A 17,118-nucleotide genomic window follows, 5' to 3' on the forward strand; every position below is an offset into this window, starting at 1 on the left:
CTGGCCGAACTTATTTCTGAATAGAGGAACAAAGGATGTTCGCCCCCGCTAACCAGACCCATTTCAGCCTGAATATTGACGGCCTAAGCCACGATTTACAGGTGCTCGAATTCACCGGCCACGAGGCGATCAGCCAGCCTTACGAATTTGAGTTAGAACTGGTCAGTGAGCGTCCGGACCTCGACCTCGAAAGCTTTCTGCATCAGAGCGCATTTCTCGCGCTATCCCAGGCTGGCAATGGTATTCATGGCCAGATTTACCGCATTGCCCAAGGCGAATCCGGCAAGCGTCTGACCCGTTATCACATCAGCTTGCGCCCCCAGCTTTATTACCTGTCGCAGCGGGTTAATCAGCGCATCTTTCAGAACCTGAGCGTGGCTCAGATCATTAGCCAAGTGCTTGAAGAGCACGGCATACAGGCCGATGCCTACCAATTTCAACTCAGCTCGATTTACCCCGAGCGCGAGTATTGCGTGCAGTACGACGAGTCCGACCTGCTCTTTGTTCAGCGCTTGTGCGAGGAAGAAGGTATTCACTACCACTTTCAGCACAGCGCTCAAGGCCACATGCTGGTGTTTGGCGATGACCAGACACCCTTTCCAAAACTGGAACCCACCGCTTACCAACAAGACAGTGGCTTGGTTGCCGACAAACCGGTGATCAAGCGTTTTGGCGTGCGCGTGGAAACCCGGACCAGTCGGGTTACGCGCCGCGATTACGATTTTGAAAAGCCGCGCATGACGTTGGAAGCGGCCGTCAAAAGTGAGTTCAAGCCCGACCTGGAAGACTACGACTATCCGGGTCGTTTTGTTGACCGTGAGCACGGCAAGCATCTCAGCCAGCGAGCGCTGGAGCGTCACCGTCACGATTACCAATTAGCCGAAGGCGAGGGTGATCAAAGCTTACTGGTCAGCGGTCACTTTCTGGCGTTTACCGATCACCCGCGCGCAGCGTGGAACGACCTTTGGCTGCTGACTGAAATCCAGCACGAGGGCAAGCAACCGCAGGTGCTGGAAGAATCTGTTACCAACGACAGCAAAGCTGCTGATGGCTTCCAGCAAGGCTATCGCAATCGCTTTAAAGCCACGCCTTGGACGGTGCCTTTCCGGCCCAGCTTGCAGCACCCCAAACCACGGATTCTCGGCAGCCAGAGCGCTGTCGTCACCGGCCCGGTGGGTGAAGAAATCTACTGCGACCAATACGGTCGGGTGAAGGTTGAATTCTTTTGGGACCGTGCCGATTTCGGCACAGACAAAAGCAGCTGCTGGTTACGGGTCTCCTCAAGCTGGGCCGGTGACAACTACGGCGCCATCGCCATTCCGCGCATTGGCATGGAAGTGGTGGTCAGCTTCCTTGAAGGTGACCCGGATCAACCGCTGGTAACCGGCTGTTTGCATCACAAAGAAAACCCGGTGCCTTACGAACTGCCCGCCAACAAAACCCGCAGTGTATTCAAGAGCCTCAGCTCACCGGGCGGCGGTGGTTTCAATGAATTGCGCATCGAAGACAAAAAAGGCGAAGAACAAATCTTCGTCCATGCGCAAAAAAACTGGGACGAAAACGTCGAGCACGACCAGAAGATCCGCATCGGCAACGAACGCAACGACACGGTCGTGGCTAACAACTACAGCGAATTCAAAGCCGAAGAACACCGCACCACCCGCGCGGATCGCAAGACCGATGTCAAAGCCAGCGACCACATCACTGTTGGCCAAAACCAGCACATCAAAATCGGTACCAGCCAATTCATCAAGGCCGGTAACGAAATCCACCTGTCCAGCGGCCTCAAGGTTGTACTCGAAGCCGGCAGCGAACTGACCTTCAAAGCCTCCGGCAGCTTTATCAAATTCGACGCCAGCGGCGTCACCCTCGTCGGCCCAAGCATCAAATCCAACAGCGGCGGCAGCCCCGGCAAAGGCAGTGGCGCAGCGCCGTTGCTGCCAAATCCTCCCAAGCTTGCTGATAGTGCCGTCGCAGGGAAAAAACCATTACCGGCTAACGTTAACGTGGTTGGTGGTAGCGAAAAAGGTCCAGCACAATTGATCGTTGATGTATGGGGCGACCCGGCACAGGGCGGACAAGTTAAATTGCTTGATCCGGAGGAAGGGGCATGAGTGAGTTGCAGGATCTGGCCATTGAACAAGGTGTTCGCAAACGTACCCAATACGAAAACGAGCAGAGAAAGCGACTTGCTCTGAGCATTGAACGCGAAGATGGAGCCGAGCTGTCTCTGCCTATCGCCGTCGATATGCGCAGCCACGAAGAAGAAGAGAATATTCAACAGAACACACTTCTGGCTATCATGCCGCTGGCTCGGCTCCCCGGACATAACAAAGTTGATGAGGCCCCCAAACCTGCGTTGCCTAGGCCTGGCCGTATCTATGTTTTTCAGAACGGAAAGCTTTGGAGGGAGGCCGTTTGTGACGGTAAAGGCAACTTGGCTGATATCGACGTAGCGCATTGGCGTAAGCAGGCTGAAAGTGGGGCCTTTGCAGATGACCGCCAACCAGTAGGCAAGCAACAGCAAATCCTGCTTATTCCCATACTCATACAAGGGCAGTCCGTCGCCAACAATTACCTCATGGCGTACAGTGAAAAGCCGTGGACATGGGAATATATCCAATGGCTGGAGGAGGATCAAAATCGTGTTAAGTGCCGAGCACAGGTTGTAGCTTTTGCTTGGGCGGCCGCAGTCGTTGGCACAGAGCAATGGCGAGCCACACAAGCGATGCCTGCCGTGCTAATCAGTGCTCAGGCAGAAGGTTTTAGAGCCCGTGATTTCAGTATTGAGAGCCTATTGGGCGATCCATCGCGTTTCACGCCATCTCTAAGTGCAATCCCTACGGACGAAATGGCGAGCCGTATGCAGATGCGGTTGGAAGAACTGGCGGTATCAACACAGAGCTCTGCGCCACAGCCACTTCCTACACTTGAGGCCGGTACGGATATTCTTGCCGAGCAAGGTATGCGGGCACACCCGAGGCTGGTCGGACTGATGCTCGACGACCCGCTATTTGCACTTCGGCATGCCGCCGCTCAAGCCCGGCTTGCGGAGTCTTACTTACTTACCCTTAATGCACTGATATCGCATCGCCCCAATGGGCAATATGCTCATGCTCTATACAGCTCAGTGATACAAAGCTCGAACAGCCCGTTGGCCGAGTTCAAAGAGCACTTGAACCTCGAGCAGCTTGACGATGCCGTATTTGAAGGTGAGCGCAAGCTCGCACGCAATTTTCTTTCGTCTCAGCTTGAACACCTTGTTAGTGCTTTATCGGATGTACCGCTGACAGCAGCGTTATGGGATTGGCAATACACCCGCGACGAACGCCTGTTGGAGCCTTATCAGTTATTCAGTGAAATATTCACCACGCTGGGCAAACTACCCGAGCACATTGATGTCTTGTCTGTGGTCAGCCCCCGCAACTCGCTGACAACCCGTATCGCGCAACTGAGTGAGCGGCTTCTGGTTGGCCATCATCCGATCAGTCAACCGTTTCTGGCACAAGCTGACGGTGCGCTGCCTGAAACTGTCCAGCGCCTTGTCGCTTTGGCTGAGCAAACGCGCGAACCTGATCCGCAGCGCATGGGCATGAGTAGCCTGCTCCATGTAGCCGACATCGACCCGCAAGATACGGACAAAGGTCTGGTTTATAAGAACCTGCACGCTCTCATCGGCGACTTTATGGACACCTTTTCCATGGCTGTGTTGGCTCAGGTGCAGCGCCTAAACAATGCCAACATAACGGTGGTCATCGAGTTCCCGCGTTTATTCGCACCGACTCTCGGCGTACTCGAAAAACTTTCGCCTAGTTGGCGTGGCGTACAACTGGTTACCGAGTCACAGGCTCAGGCGTCGAACCTGCGGATTCTGGGCGTTCAAGGCGAGGGGTTGCGAAATGGCTTAACTGCCGCGGAGCGTGCGACCATCACGCGCAAGAACTATTTGTATGTGAACGTCACCAACCCTCAGGGGCGGATTGTAGGCTCCACCAGTCCGCGCCAGGTGGGCCAAGGTCTGCCTAATCAAGGGCGTGGCGTGCTGATTGCCGCACCTGCCGACCACCCGGAGGTGCTCAAGTACAGTGCCTGGAAGCATTCAGTCGCCAGCAAACTAGATGCTGTCGCACGATCACCCGCTCTGCCACTGGTTGCGGTGGCCTGCGCCATGTACAACTTAAGTGCGCAGGCTGAGATGACGGCCTTGAAAAGCGAAGCGGGGGATGGTGGGGCGCGCTATAGCTTCGGAGTTGCGTCAGCATTTTTTGATCTTGCGGTTGCCTCGGGCAATTTGTCTAAATTTATTCTCGGTGGTGAACACCAACTAGTCACTCTGTTGAATAAACCGCGTCTTGATGTTTCTCGTCTATCAACCCGCTGGGCCACAAACCTGCTGGAACAAACAGGCAGTTCTCGCCTGCCAATATTGCGCGCTCTATCGGGCGGAGCCATGCTTCTTACTACGGCGATTACTGTCTGGGACGCCAAGCGAGCTTGGTATCAGGGCGACCACGATGCCGCCCTAGCCTATGGCGTGGCGGCGGCGGGCGGTGCGGCCTGGGCAGCATCTGCCTTGGGTATGTGCATCAATCCGTTGGTGCTGGTGGCCGGGGCGGTGCTGTTTATCGGCGGCAGTATCCTTGCCGGTTGGCTGGTCGACAGCGACGTTGAGGCGCTGATGAAGAACGGGCCGTTTGGCAATGACCATGGCCAGACCGGTCTACTCGATAGCCTGCTCGGTGACGACCAGCGCTTTGCCCATCTAAGCGATCCGCATGTGGCCTACCAGCAACTGCTTGGTATTCTCGGCAGGCCCATGATTCAGGTCAGCCGCTTGGGCGAGTGGCTGGATCAAGTGCCGCCAACTGTGCGGGCGGGAATTGGCAGCATTAATCAACAACGTGCTCCGCTAAATTCCGCGCTGGAGTGTCGCCGCGCTTCAGCCCAACCTTTTGAGCGTGACGACTGGGCGATACGTATTCACTCGCCGCTACTGGGCATGTTTGATGCGCAGAATTTTCAGTTCTACGCCAGAGAGGAATTGGGTGTATTACCTTTTTCGGGGGCCTTCAATGCGGAGCGAACCGAGCGTCGTTCAATCGGTGAGGCCAAGCTCGCAGCGCATCCGCTTGATGACGGCTCTGTGCTCTACATCTTGCCAAAACAGTTCCCCGTGGTGACACTGACCCCGCTGCAACGTCATGCTCAGCAGGTCACTCAACGTCTTAAGGTTTTCGGTCAGTTCCGCCTCGCCAAGGACGACGATCAATCCGACCAACTGGTGCTGCCACAACCCAGCCCGAAAATCTGGCAACCTTATCAGCCAGTCTTTGCTCAACCCCCCGCGCTAAATGCCCGGGCTGACGCAGCACCATATTGGCAAATCGAAACGGTAGAATTCAAGGTATGACTACAGAACCCTACGGCCCCGCTGCTTATCGTGGCAGCGCATTGCCCGCTCTGCCGCCACCTGCGCGTGACAAACAAGGGCTGTTTGATACAGCCTTGAAATGGGGGGGGTATGCCAATCTGGACTCGGTCTCTGAAGTTGAGGGTCAGCTTATGGGTGAAGCCCATCTGGCCTATGAACGACAAACCAAGGAAAAACGTAAACATCAGATTTATTGCGATGCGGAACGTTGGAACTTCGAGAATAGTGGCAAGTTATTGCACTTTCTATTTTTATCAAAGCTAATGTCTGTGCTTTTTTTTTCCTTACCATGGACACTTAAGTTTGCAGATTTTTTTGATAGTGATCTTTTGGTTCCAGCTTTAAGCGTTCTCATAATGATCGCCAGTTTCATAATCTATAGCACGTCGCGCCCTTGGCTAGCTTATATCTTGGGCGGAGTGCTTGGCGTAATTACTGCTGGAGCCATTGCTTGGGATCAAGGCACACTCTGGGGATATTGGGGTGAACAAACCGCTTTCTGGTTCGGTGCAATTCTGTTTTTTATGGCAGTCATTGGCGTCGACTTACTGATCGGCCTTTATTCCCTGATCTACACACACGACGGCAGCGGCTTTAATCGGCGAGATGGGATGGTGCGTATTGGCAGGCGCTTGCGCTCACCCTTTGTTGCGCCTTTTTACGAGTTCGACCCGGTTATGCAACTGCAGGTAACGCCTCATGGCGGGCATGACTATGTGCTCTGGTTGCATCACCGCTATACCGATGCCAAGGTCTGCTTGGGCATGAAAATGCATAGTCTCGGTCTCGACAAAGCCAATATCTACGCTTTTTGGGACACTTTGCAGCGCTATATGGATATCGAGCAACCTCTACCCGATCTGCCCGTGCTGGAACAGAGCCGTCACCTCGACCCTGTTACGGCGGCCCACGACGCTGCCACAAAGCGCCCTGAACGCTACTGGCGCGACCGTACGCTTGAGAGTTGGCAGCGCAGCTCTGCACCCCGGAAGCTGAAGGAGCAACTGGCCAACTATCCTTGGCAACAGCAAACTTGCACCCTCCAGACAAAAATCGACCCCGGTCTAAGCATCGAAAGCTACTACCGCAGCCAAGAGGTCAAAGGCATTAAGGCTACGCCCAGAGGCAATGATTTCGATAATGCCCATCCAAGCTGAATTAGTAAGCGAAGGAGTTCCCCACCCTGGAAAGCCTTGGATGCTTTTACACAATGACCGATAACGTCTATTACGCCAGCACGGCTTATAACCCAAGCAATATTCCTGATCAGCCTGCCTCAATCGAGCGCTCTTGGCTGCGCAAGCTCGGTGTGACTCGCTTGCCTTGGGGGCGTACCCAAGATCTAGCTCCAGAACGCTTTTTGCAAGATGACTCGCCAGAGAATATGCGTTACTGGGAGGAGGTGTTCAAAGAGCGTGAAGAAGAAAAAAAACTGGGTACCTATAAACCAAAGCCTTTTGAAGGCGTAGATCTGCATAACACCTTTGATTATGAACGTTTTCGCTATGCTGTTTTATCCAAACGGTCGCATTTTTGGTTGTATCTCTGGGGGGCGGGGCGGTTTCTATTTTATTTTTCACTGGTTATTTCTTTTTTTACATATTTGATGGCTCTCTACGCACTAAAGGAGTCATGGTTAGAAGTGTTTGTTAAAGCAATTCCGTTCTTTGCTATGTTTGTAGGGATTCCTCTACTGTGCTGGGCTATAGGCTGGTTAGTTCTCAATAAATTCCCAAGGTTATGGTTCAAGCCTTCACGAGGCCCAATTTGGGAGTTTAATCGGCGAACGGGATTGGTTACCGTGTTTGACTATGATAATAACGGTGAATATAAAAAGAACGGCACTATTGGTGAACTTACGGCACCGTTCTACGAGTTCGATGCCTATTTGCGTACCTCGCCAGATCGCCAGGGTTTGCCGATGAACTTTCTGTATATGGCTCACCGTTATCGCGATATCACCATTAACTTTGCCTCGCTAGTTGCGGCTGATCGCACGCCGAATCTAGCTTTTGCGCTCTGGGATTTTTTGCAGAACTATATGGATATCACCCGTCCTTTGCCTGAGCTGCCCTGCTTTGAAGAGTCTAGGCATAAAGACCCGGTAAGTGCTGAGCACGACAAGCAGATTAATCGCCCAGCGCGTTACTGGATCGACATGGACGATGAAACTTTCGATGTTCAGCTTAAAGAAATGTCAGGTCGTATCTTCGGTATCGACACATTGAGTCGCCCAAACTTAATGGCGCAGCATGTTGAGTATGCCGACTGATCAAGCTAAAAGATGCTTTAATTGTCTCTGGGCAGTGAGTCGCTCAGCTTGTATGATCTATCAAAGATATTGAGTTTTTAAATAGTATTAAATAAGTGATAGGCCACGATTAATTCGCTGGGTTTAGAATATAACGTGGTCTGTCTCCTGTTTTTTTAAGTATTGTAACTTTCAAGTGCTGGCGATGATGATCAAGGTTGGCTCAATGAGTAAGTCGTCCAAGCCTTACAAGCACCTCGCAATTGCTTTGTATCCACAATAAACAGAAAAACAACCCCAACTGGAACAGTTACTCCAGTTGAGGTTATTTATTCAAATTCTACTCTCGATCAGTCTGCACCCATGGCCGAGCGGATATCAGCGGCCAGCTCGCGCACCCGTTCTTTATCGGTATCCCACGAGCACATGAAGCGTGCGCCGCCAGCACCGATAAAGGTGTAGAAGCGCCAGCCTTTGTTGCGCAGGGTTTCCAGAGCCGGTTCTGACATCTGCAGGAATACGCCGTTGGCCTGTACCGGGAACATCAGGCTGACGCCGGGCACGTCGCTGACCAGTTCAGCGAGCAGGCGAGCGCAGCTATTGGCATGTTGTGCGTAATGCAGCCAGGCACCGTTTTGCAAAATACCGACCCATGGCGCGGACAGGTAGCGCATCTTGGACGCCAACTGGCCAGCCTGTTTGCAGCGGTAGTCGAAGTCTTCAGCCAGGTCTTTGTTGAAGAACAGAATCGCTTCACCGACAGCCATGCCATTCTTGGTGCCACCAAAACACAGCACGTCAACACCAGCTTTCCAGGTCAGTTCTGCGGGTGTGCAGCCGAGAAATGCGCAGGCGTTGGAGAAGCGGGCGCCGTCCATGTGCAGGTTCAGACCGAGTTCGTGGCAGGTATCGCTGATGGCGCGGATTTCTTCCGGGGTATAGACGGTGCCGACTTCTGTGGCTTGGGTCAGGGTTACGACACGGGGTTTTGGGTAGTGAATGTCCTGACGCTTGAGCGCGACCTCGCGAATCGATTGCGGAGTCATTTTGCCGCTTTCGCTGCTCGCGACCAACAGCTTCGAGCCATTGGAGAAGAACTCCGGCGCACCACACTCGTCGGTTTCGACGTGGGCGGTCTCGGAGCAAATCACGCTGTGGTAGCTCTGGCACAGCGCCGCCAATGCCAGTGAGTTAGCGGCAGTCCCGTTAAAGGCAAAGAATACTTCGCAGTCAGTTTCAAACAGCTTACGAAAGTGATCGGCCGCGCGGGCGGTCCATTGGTCATCGCCATAAGCCCGGTCGTGGCCGTGGTTGGCTTCAGCCATGGCGGCCCATGCTTCAGGGCAAATACCGGAATAGTTGTCGCTGGCGAACTGTTGCGTTTGATCGGTCATCTTGGGTCCTTCTGGCCGGTGCCTGAATGCCCCTCGTGAGGGCAGGCGGGTATTGACGCATTTTACGCGAGGTTGAACGTGGGAGGGCAAGCTTCAAGTTGCTTGCCCTCCCACTTGTCTAGATCAGATTTTAGGGTTGCGAAACACCAACATCAGCCCTAGCAGAATAGCCAGCATTCCGAGCAGGCTTAGGTGCGATAACAGATTACCGAGAAACAGGTAATCCATGATGGCTGTGACCACCGGAACCAGATAGAACAGACTGGTGACGTTGACCAGATTCCCAGCCCCGATTAATCGATACAACAGCAGCTGTGCGACCACCGAAATAACCAAGCCCAGCCACAGCAGGGGAATCAAAAAGCTGATTGATTGCTCAAAGTGAAAGGGCTGCGTGGGCGCTACCGCCAAGCACAACAACAGGCTGATCGCATACTGCAGCGGCAGCACTTGGGCAGGTTCTTGCTGGATGCTTTTTTGCAGAATGGCGCCGCTGGTGACGCAAAGCAATGCGCCAAGGGCAAAGGCAATACCGGCGAAGGAAAAGTCAGCTTTGAGCAGGCTTTGCAGCACCACCAGAACCAAGCCGGTCAGTGCCAGTCCCAGCCCGAGCAAACGGCTTGCCGGAAAACGTCGCTCCAAGACCAGAAGCGTCAGGATTGGTTGCACTCCCAGCAAGGTGGCCAATACGCCGGGGGTGATGCCGTTATCCAGCGCCAATAAGTAGCAGACTGAGTAGCTGCCAATCATCAATAAGCCGGTCGCGGCAACGTGTTTACGCGTGCCACTGTCCGGCAGCAGGCGTTTGCGATAAATACCTATCGCCAATAATGCGCCAAGCGCGAGGGCAAAGCGCAGCAGTAGAAAGGCGAATGCCGATGAGTGCTCAAGCCCCCATTTGGCGAAAATAGCACCGCTGCTCCAGAGCAGCACAAATAGGGTGGTGGTGGCGTAAGCCCCAAGTGCGTGACTAGGTTTCATTGAGTTGTTCCTGTCGTAAAACCATAGGCCCCGGGCACGGCTGATTAACAGCTAGCGCGTGTCAGGTTGAGGCCAGAAAAAGTGTCGGTGTTAGGCGAGCTTTTATGGCGCCGGAGGCGGGCAAACGCCGCTAGGGCTTGTTGCGACAGGTGGTGGTGCGATGGCGAAAGGCAGCGCTCGCGCGAACTCAGCGGTCAGGATAACCGTGGAAACTTGAGTAAATGCATGCGCGAAAGTCATCAGTGCTTCAGCCATTTTGATTGAAAGGCAGCGGGGTATTACCCGAGGGTCATAAACCGCTGTGCAGCGACTATAGCACGGGTTTTTCCGACGGGGCAGCGTGAGCCGGTGATCTTTTCGGACGCATGGTCATGCTGGCAACGCGCAGTTACTGATTTGCGACATCGGCATGTCGTAAACGAATTTCCTCATGACGTACATAGGCATCTGGCCGCCTGAGCCGAGTCATACCATCGCTGCAAACGGCAACACACCGTGCCTAACAAAATGTGCCGCAGGAGATCAGCGATGTTCAGCAAAGATGACCAAATTCAGGGTTACGACGACGCCTTGCTCAGTGCCATAAATGAAGAGGAGCAGCGTCAGGAAGACCACATTGAACTGATCGCCTCGGAGAACTACACCAGCCAGCGGGTGATGGAAGCCCAGGGCAGCGGACTGACCAATAAGTACGCTGAAGGCTATCCGGGAAAGCGCTATTACGGCGGCTGTGAATTTGTCGATAAGGTTGAGCAATTGGCGATTGATCGCGCCAAGCAATTGTTTGGCGCTGATTACGCCAACGTGCAGCCCCACTCTGGTTCTTCAGCCAATTCGGCGGTGTATCTGGCATTGCTGCAGGCTGGCGACACCATTCTCGGCATGAGCCTGGCGCATGGTGGGCATCTGACCCACGGCGCCAAAGTCAGCTCGTCCGGCAAGCTGTACAACGCTGTTCAGTACGGTATCGATACCCGCACCGGCTTGATCGATTATGACGAAATCGAACGTCTTGCCCTTGAGCACAAGCCCAAGATGATTGTTGCCGGGTTCTCGGCCTACTCGAAAACCCTCGATTTTCCACGCTTTCGTGAGATAGCCGACAAGGTGGGTGCCTATCTGTTTGTTGATATGGCTCACGTTGCCGGTTTGGTTGCGGCAGGTTTGTACCCGAATCCGCTGCCCTTTGCCGATGTGGTTACGACCACTACCCACAAAACGCTGCGTGGACCGCGTGGTGGTTTGATTCTGGCTAAAAGCAACGAAGAGATCGAGAAGAAGCTCAACGCTGCAGTTTTCCCCGGCGCTCAAGGCGGGCCGCTGATGCACGTTATCGCCGGTAAAGCGGTGTGCTTCAAGGAAGCGCTGGAGCCGAGCTTTGTGGCGTATCAGGCGCAGGTCATCAAAAACGCTCAAGCCATGGCTCAGGTGTTTATCGAGCGTGGTTTTGATGTGGTCTCCGGCGGCACCGATAACCACTTGTTCTTGGTCAGCCTGATCAAGCAAGGCATCACCGGCAAAGACGCCGACGCCGCCTTGGGCCGTGCCGGTATCACGGTCAATAAAAACGCTGTGCCTAACGACCCGCAATCACCATTCGTGACTTCGGGCCTGCGTATCGGCACGCCAGCGGTAACCACGCGCGGCTTCAAAGAAGCGCAGTGTGTTGAGTTGGCGGGCTGGATTTGCGACATCCTCGATCATCTCGGCGACGCTGATGTTGAGGCGCAAGTTGCGAAGCTGGCTGCCGGTCTTTGTGCGGATTACCCCGTTTACCGTTGATGAGATAGCGAGCGGCTGCGTCATAGCGGGTTCAAATTTAGGAGCATCACATGCAACGATATTCTGGCTTTGGCCTGTTCAAACATGCCTTCAGTCATCATGAAAACTGGCAGCGCATGTGGCGCAACCCGACGCCAAAACCCGTCTACGATGTGATCATCGTCGGCGGTGGCGGTCATGGTTTGGCAACCGCGTATTACCTCGCCAAAGAGTTCGGTGTGAAAAACGTCGCAGTGGTCGAGAAGGGCTGGCTGGGCGGCGGTAATACCGCACGTAACACCACCATTGTGCGCTCCAACTACTTGTGGGATGAGTCGGCGCAGCTCTATGAGCATGCGATGAAGTTGTGGGAAGGGTTGTCGCAAGACCTTAACTACAACGTCATGTTCTCGCAGCGCGGGGTCTACAACCTGTGCCACACCCTGCAAGACATGCGCGACTCTGAGCGCCGTGTCAGCGCCAACCGCCTCAACGGGGTCGATGGTGAGCTGCTCGATGCGCGTCAGGTGGCTGAAGAAATTCCGTACCTTGATTGCAGCAAAAACACCCGTTACCCAATCATGGGTTCGACTGTACAGCGTCGCGGCGGCGTGGCGCGTCACGACGCCGTCGCCTGGGGTTATGCGCGTGCTGCCGATGCCTTGGGCGTTGACCTGCTACAACAGACTGAAGTTACCGGCTTCCGCAAAGAAAACGGCGTGGTGATTGGTGTTGAAACTAATCGCGGCTTTATTGGCGGTAAGCGTGTTGGCGTGGTGACCGCAGGTAACTCCGGACACATGGCCAAGCTCGCCGGTTTCCGTCTGCCGTTGGAATCACACCCGTTACAGGCATTGGTCTCTGAACCGATCAAACCGGTGATCGACAGCGTGATCATGTCCAACGCTGTGCATGGTTACATCAGCCAGTCGGACAAAGGCGACTTGGTGATCGGAGCCGGTATCGACGGCTGGAATGGCTACGGTCAGCGCGGTTCTTACCCAACCATTGAGCACACTCTGCAAGCCATTGTTGAGATGTTCCCGGTGCTGTCGCGGGTGCGCATGAACCGCCAGTGGGGCGGCATCGTCGACACCAGCCCGGACGCTTGCCCGATTATTTCAAAAACACCGGTGCCTAATTTGTTCTTCAACTGCGGTTGGGGCACCGGCGGTTTTAAGGCGACGCCTGGCTCTGGCCATGTGTTTGCAGCGAGCCTGGCCAAGGGGGAAATGCACTCGCTGGCTAAACCGTTTGCGATGGACCGTTTCCATACCGGCGCATTGATCGACGAGCACGGCGCTGCTGCCGTGGCTCACTAACAGGGGCTCAAGACATGCTCAATATTTATTGCCCTCATTGCGGCGAGATGCGCTCTGAAGAAGAGTTTCACGCGCACGGTCAGGCCCATATCGTTCGTCCCGAAGATCCAGGCGCGTGCAGCGATGTGGAATGGGGCGACTACATTTTTTTCCGCGACAATCCACGCGGTATCCATCATGAGTTGTGGGTGCATTCAGCCGGTTGCCGGAAGTTTTTTAATGCCACGCGTCATACCGTGACTTACGAAATTCTTGAAACCTACAAGATCGGTGAGAAGCCGAGTGTTACCGAGGCCAGTGTTGCAGCGGCAAAAGTCAGCGCTGAAGGAGTCACGGCATGAGCCAGATCAATCGTCTTGCAAGTGGTGGCCGGGTTGACCGCAGCCAGCCGCTCAGTTTCAGTTTCAACGGCGAGTCCTATCAGGGGTTTGCTGGCGACTCGTTGGCGGCAGCGCTGCTGGCCAACGGTGTTGATATCGTCGGGCGCAGCTTTAAATACTCGCGGCCTCGCGGGATTGTCGCTGCCGGCAGTGAAGAGCCAAACGCCGTTCTGCAAATCGGCTCGACCGAAGCGGCGCAAATTCCTAACGTGCGCGCCACACAGCAGGCCTTGTATGCAGGCTTGGTTGCCAACAGCACCAACGGCTGGCCGAGCGTTAACACCGACATGATGGGGATTCTCGGTAAAGTCGGCGGCAAGATGATGCCGCCCGGCTTCTACTACAAAACCTTTATGTACCCGCAAAACCTGTGGCTGACTTACGAGAAATACATCCGTAAGGCCGCAGGTCTTGGACGCGCGCCGACAGAGGTTGACCCAGACAGCTACGATTATCTCAACCAGCATTGTGATGTGCTGGTCGTTGGCGCAGGCCCAGCGGGTCTGGCTGCTGCATTGGCTGCTGGGCGCAGCGGTGCGCGTGTGATTCTGGCCGATGAGCAGGAAGAGTTTGGTGGCAGCCTGCTCGACACCCGTGAACAACTCGACGGCAAGCCAGCCGCTGAATGGGTGGCTAAAGCCATGGCTGAACTGCAGAGCATGGCCGAAGTAACCTTGTTGCCGCGCTCCACCGTCAACGGTTACCACGACCACAACTTCCTGACCATTCACCAGCGCATGACTGATCATCTGGGTGAGTTGGCGCCAATGGGCAGCGTGCGTCAGCGCATGCACCGGGTGCGAGCCAAGCGTGTGGTGCTGGCAACCGGTGCGCACGAGCGGCCACTGGTTTATGCCAATAATGATGTGCCGGGCAATATGCTCGCTGGCGCGGTCTCGACCTATGTTCGTCGTTATGCGGTGTTGCCGGGGCGCAAGCTGGTGCTGTCAACCAACAACGATTATGCCTACCGCGTAGCGCTTGACTGGCTTGATGCCGGTCAACAGGTGGTGGCCGTTGCCGATGTGCGGACCAATCCACGCGGCGCTTGGGTTGAAGAAGCCCGGGCGCGTGGCGTACGAATTCTGACTGGCAGCGCGGTGGTTGAGGCCCGTGGCAGCAAGCGCGTTAATGCAGCGCGAATCTGTGCGGTTGATGTGGCTTCATTCAAGGTCACCAGCCCTGGCGAAGTGCTCGATTGCGACCTGATTGTCAGCTCCGGTGGCTACAGCCCGGTGGTGCACCTTGCTTCACATCTGGGCGGGCGGCCAACCTGGCAAGAAGACCTGCTGGCATTTGTGCCGGGCGAAGGCTTGCAGAAACGCGTTTGCGCCGGTGCGGTAAAAGGTGTGTTTGGTTTGGGTGATACTTTGGCCGACGGTTTTGAAGCGGGCGCTTTGGCAGCTTCTGAATCTGGCTTTAAAGCGATTGTCGGCACCCTGCCAAGCGCTGATGCACGCAAAGAAGAAGCCAGCGTTGCCCTGTTCCAAGTGCCGCATGACAAGCCAACCGCACGTGCGCCGAAGCAGTTTGTCGATTTCCAGAATGACGTCACCGCTGCCGGTATTGAACTGGCAACCCGTGAAGGTTTTGAGTCAGTCGAGCACGTTAAACGCTACACCGCGCTGGGTTTTGGTACTGACCAAGGCAAACTCGGAAATATTAATGGACTGGCCATTGCTGCGCGTTCGCTGGGGATCAGCATCGAGCAAATGGGCACCACCATGTTTCGTCCGAACTACACGCCGGTTACCTTCGGTGCGGTGGCTGGGCGTCACTGTGGCGCGCTGTTCGAGCCTAATCGCTATACCGCCATGCACGCCTGGCACGTCGCCAACGGCGCAGAGTTTGAAGATGTTGGCCAGTGGAAGCGTCCTTGGTACTTCCCGAAGAACGGCGAGGATCTTCACGCTGCGGTCGCGCGCGAGTGTCTGGCCGTGCGTAATGCGGTCGGTATTCTGGATGCTTCGACGTTGGGCAAAATTGATATTCAGGGCCCGGATGCGCGTGAGTTTCTCAACCGTGTCTACACCAACGCCTGGACCAAGTTGGATGTCGGCAAGGCGCGTTATGGTCTGATGTGCAAAGAAGACGGCATGGTGTTCGATGATGGTGTGACGGCTTGCCTGGCGGACAATCATTTCCTGATGACCACCACCACCGGCGGCGCTGCACGCGTGTTGGACTGGCTGGAAATTTATCATCAGACTGAGTGGCCAGAGTTGAAAGTGTATTTCACCTCGGTCACTGACCATTGGGCGACCATGACGCTTTCTGGCCCGAACAGCCGCAAGCTGTTGGCAGAGGTGACGGATATCGACCTCGATAAAGAAGCGTTCCCCTTCATGACCTGGAAAGAAGGTGAAGTCGGTGGTGTACCGGCGCGGGTATTCCGGATTTCCTTCACTGGCGAGCTGAGCTACGAAGTCAACGTGCAGGCCGACTACGCCATGGGCGTGTGGCAGAAGATCATTGAAGCAGGCAAGAAGCATGGCTTGACGCCTTACGGCACAGAAACCATGCATGTGCTGCGCGCCGAGAAGGGGTTCATCATCGTCGGCCAGGACACCGATGGTTCGGTCACGCCAGACGATCTCAATATGGGCTGGTGTGTCGGGCGAACCAAGCCTTTCTCCTGGATTGGCTGGCGCGGCATGAACCGTGAAGATTGTGTGCGTGAGCAACGCAAGCAGTTGGTAGGCCTGAAACCGCTGAACCCTGATCAGGTGCTGCCGGAAGGTGCGCAGTTGGTGTTCGACCCGAACCAGTCGATACCGATGACCATGGTCGGGCACGTTACCTCAAGCTACAAGAGCGCCGCCTTGGGTTATTCGTTTGCGATGGCGGTGGTCAAGGGTGGCCTACAGCGCATCGGTGAACGGGTGTTTGCGCCGTTGGTGGATGGCAGCGTGATTGAAGCCGAAATCGTCAGCTCCGTGTTTTATGACCCGAAAGGGGATCGCCAGAATGTCTAACGTCAATGTCTACAAGCAGCGTCCAGATGCGGCTCAAGCCGAGTCGCCACTGTTTCATGCCAGTCTGCATGAGCTGGTTGGCAAGGGTGCAAAAAACGCCGGTGTGAATCTGTGCGAGAAGAAGCTGTTGGGTCATTTGACCCTGCGCGGCGATGCCAAGGATCCGGTTTTTGCCGGTGGTGTGCACAGCGTATTGGGTTTGGAGTTACCGGTCGCGCTGACCCTGACGAGCAACGGCGGCACCTCGCTGCAATGGATGTCGCCTGACGAGTGGCTGCTGATCGTGCCCAGTGGCGAAGAGTTCGCCGTTGAGCAAAAGCTGCGCGAAGCATTGGCCGGTCAGCATATCTCGGTGGTTAATGTCAGTGGCGGGCAAACGCTGCTGGAACTGAGCGGCAACAAGGTGCGTGAGGTGTTGATGAAATCGACCTCCTACGACGTGCACCCGAGCAACTTCCCGGTCGGCAAGGCGGTGGCAACCCATTTTGCCAAGGCGCAATTGGTGATTCGGCGCACGGGCGAAGAAACCTGGGAATTGGTTGTCCGCCGTAGTTTTTCAGACTACTTCTGGCTTTGGTTGCAGGATGCGAGCGCCGAGTTCGGGTTGAACATCACTGAGTAGC

At 55.1% G+C, this 17,118-nt stretch carries 11 protein-coding genes; 9 read left to right on the forward strand and 2 right to left on the reverse strand.

Annotation, left to right across the window (positions count from 1 at the left end; all coding sequences use genetic code 11):
* The first annotated feature begins 35 nt into the window (after positions 1-35).
* The 4 genes from ACN0UH_RS08335 to ACN0UH_RS08350 all read left to right on the forward strand — a co-directional run bounded on the left by ACN0UH_RS08335 (position 36) and on the right by ACN0UH_RS08350 (position 7,703).
* Positions 36-2,114: a type VI secretion system tip protein VgrG gene (locus tag ACN0UH_RS08335; protein WP_417661611.1), complete on the forward strand. Its 2,079-nt coding sequence runs from the start codon at positions 36-38 to the stop codon at positions 2,112-2,114.
* On the forward strand, positions 2,111-5,410 hold the full coding sequence (locus tag ACN0UH_RS08340; protein WP_417661612.1) for a hypothetical protein: 3,300 nt from the start codon (positions 2,111-2,113) through the stop codon (positions 5,408-5,410). Before ACN0UH_RS08335 ends, ACN0UH_RS08340 begins: the two co-directional genes overlap by 4 nt.
* A 545-nt stretch (positions 5,411-5,955) precedes the next feature.
* The gene (locus tag ACN0UH_RS08345) at positions 5,956-6,588 is read left to right on the forward strand and encodes a hypothetical protein (protein WP_417661690.1); all 633 of its coding nucleotides are present in this window, start codon (positions 5,956-5,958) and stop codon (positions 6,586-6,588) included.
* Between the two features lie 53 nt (positions 6,589-6,641).
* Entirely contained in the window at positions 6,642-7,703 is a 1,062-nt protein-coding gene (locus tag ACN0UH_RS08350) for a hypothetical protein (RefSeq protein ID WP_417661613.1), read from the forward strand.
* Between the two features lie 329 nt (positions 7,704-8,032).
* Here the strand turns inward: ACN0UH_RS08350 and ACN0UH_RS08355 are convergent, their stop codons facing one another.
* Both ACN0UH_RS08355 and ACN0UH_RS08360 read right to left on the reverse strand, forming a co-directional pair.
* Entirely contained in the window at positions 8,033-9,076 is a 1,044-nt protein-coding gene (locus ACN0UH_RS08355; RefSeq protein ID WP_417661614.1) for a low specificity L-threonine aldolase, read from the reverse strand.
* Between the two features lie 123 nt (positions 9,077-9,199).
* On the reverse strand, positions 9,200-10,057 hold the full coding sequence (locus tag ACN0UH_RS08360) for a DMT family transporter (RefSeq protein ID WP_417661615.1): 858 nt from the start codon (positions 10,055-10,057) through the stop codon (positions 9,200-9,202).
* Positions 10,058-10,585: 528 nt separating this feature from the next.
* Here ACN0UH_RS08360 and glyA point away from each other — a divergent pair.
* Genes glyA through ACN0UH_RS08385 form a run of 5 tightly spaced genes read left to right on the forward strand, consistent with a single transcriptional unit; the run spans position 10,586 to position 17,117 of the window.
* On the forward strand, positions 10,586-11,839 hold the full coding sequence (gene glyA / locus ACN0UH_RS08365) for a serine hydroxymethyltransferase (protein WP_417661616.1): 1,254 nt from the start codon (positions 10,586-10,588) through the stop codon (positions 11,837-11,839).
* A gap of 50 nt (positions 11,840-11,889) precedes the next feature.
* Complete coding sequence (locus tag ACN0UH_RS08370) at positions 11,890-13,140, forward strand: sarcosine oxidase subunit beta (protein WP_417661617.1); 1,251 nt, start codon at positions 11,890-11,892, stop codon at positions 13,138-13,140.
* A gap of 14 nt (positions 13,141-13,154) precedes the next feature.
* Positions 13,155-13,481: a sarcosine oxidase subunit delta gene (locus tag ACN0UH_RS08375; protein WP_417661618.1), complete on the forward strand. Its 327-nt coding sequence runs from the start codon at positions 13,155-13,157 to the stop codon at positions 13,479-13,481.
* A complete protein-coding gene (locus ACN0UH_RS08380; RefSeq protein ID WP_417661619.1) occupies positions 13,478-16,495 on the forward strand; it encodes a sarcosine oxidase subunit alpha in 3,018 nt (1,005 codons plus the stop codon). Before ACN0UH_RS08375 ends, ACN0UH_RS08380 begins: the two co-directional genes overlap by 4 nt.
* Positions 16,488-17,117 (forward strand): sarcosine oxidase subunit gamma, encoded by a 630-nt coding sequence (locus tag ACN0UH_RS08385; protein WP_417661620.1) that lies wholly within the window; start codon positions 16,488-16,490, stop codon positions 17,115-17,117. Before ACN0UH_RS08380 ends, ACN0UH_RS08385 begins: the two co-directional genes overlap by 8 nt.
* The last annotated feature ends 1 nt before the right edge of the window (position 17,118 follow it).

Origin of the sequence: Pseudomonas sp., from assembly GCF_048265905.1 — a bacterium.
In the GTDB taxonomy this organism is placed as follows: Bacteria; Pseudomonadota; Gammaproteobacteria; order Pseudomonadales; family Pseudomonadaceae; genus Aquipseudomonas.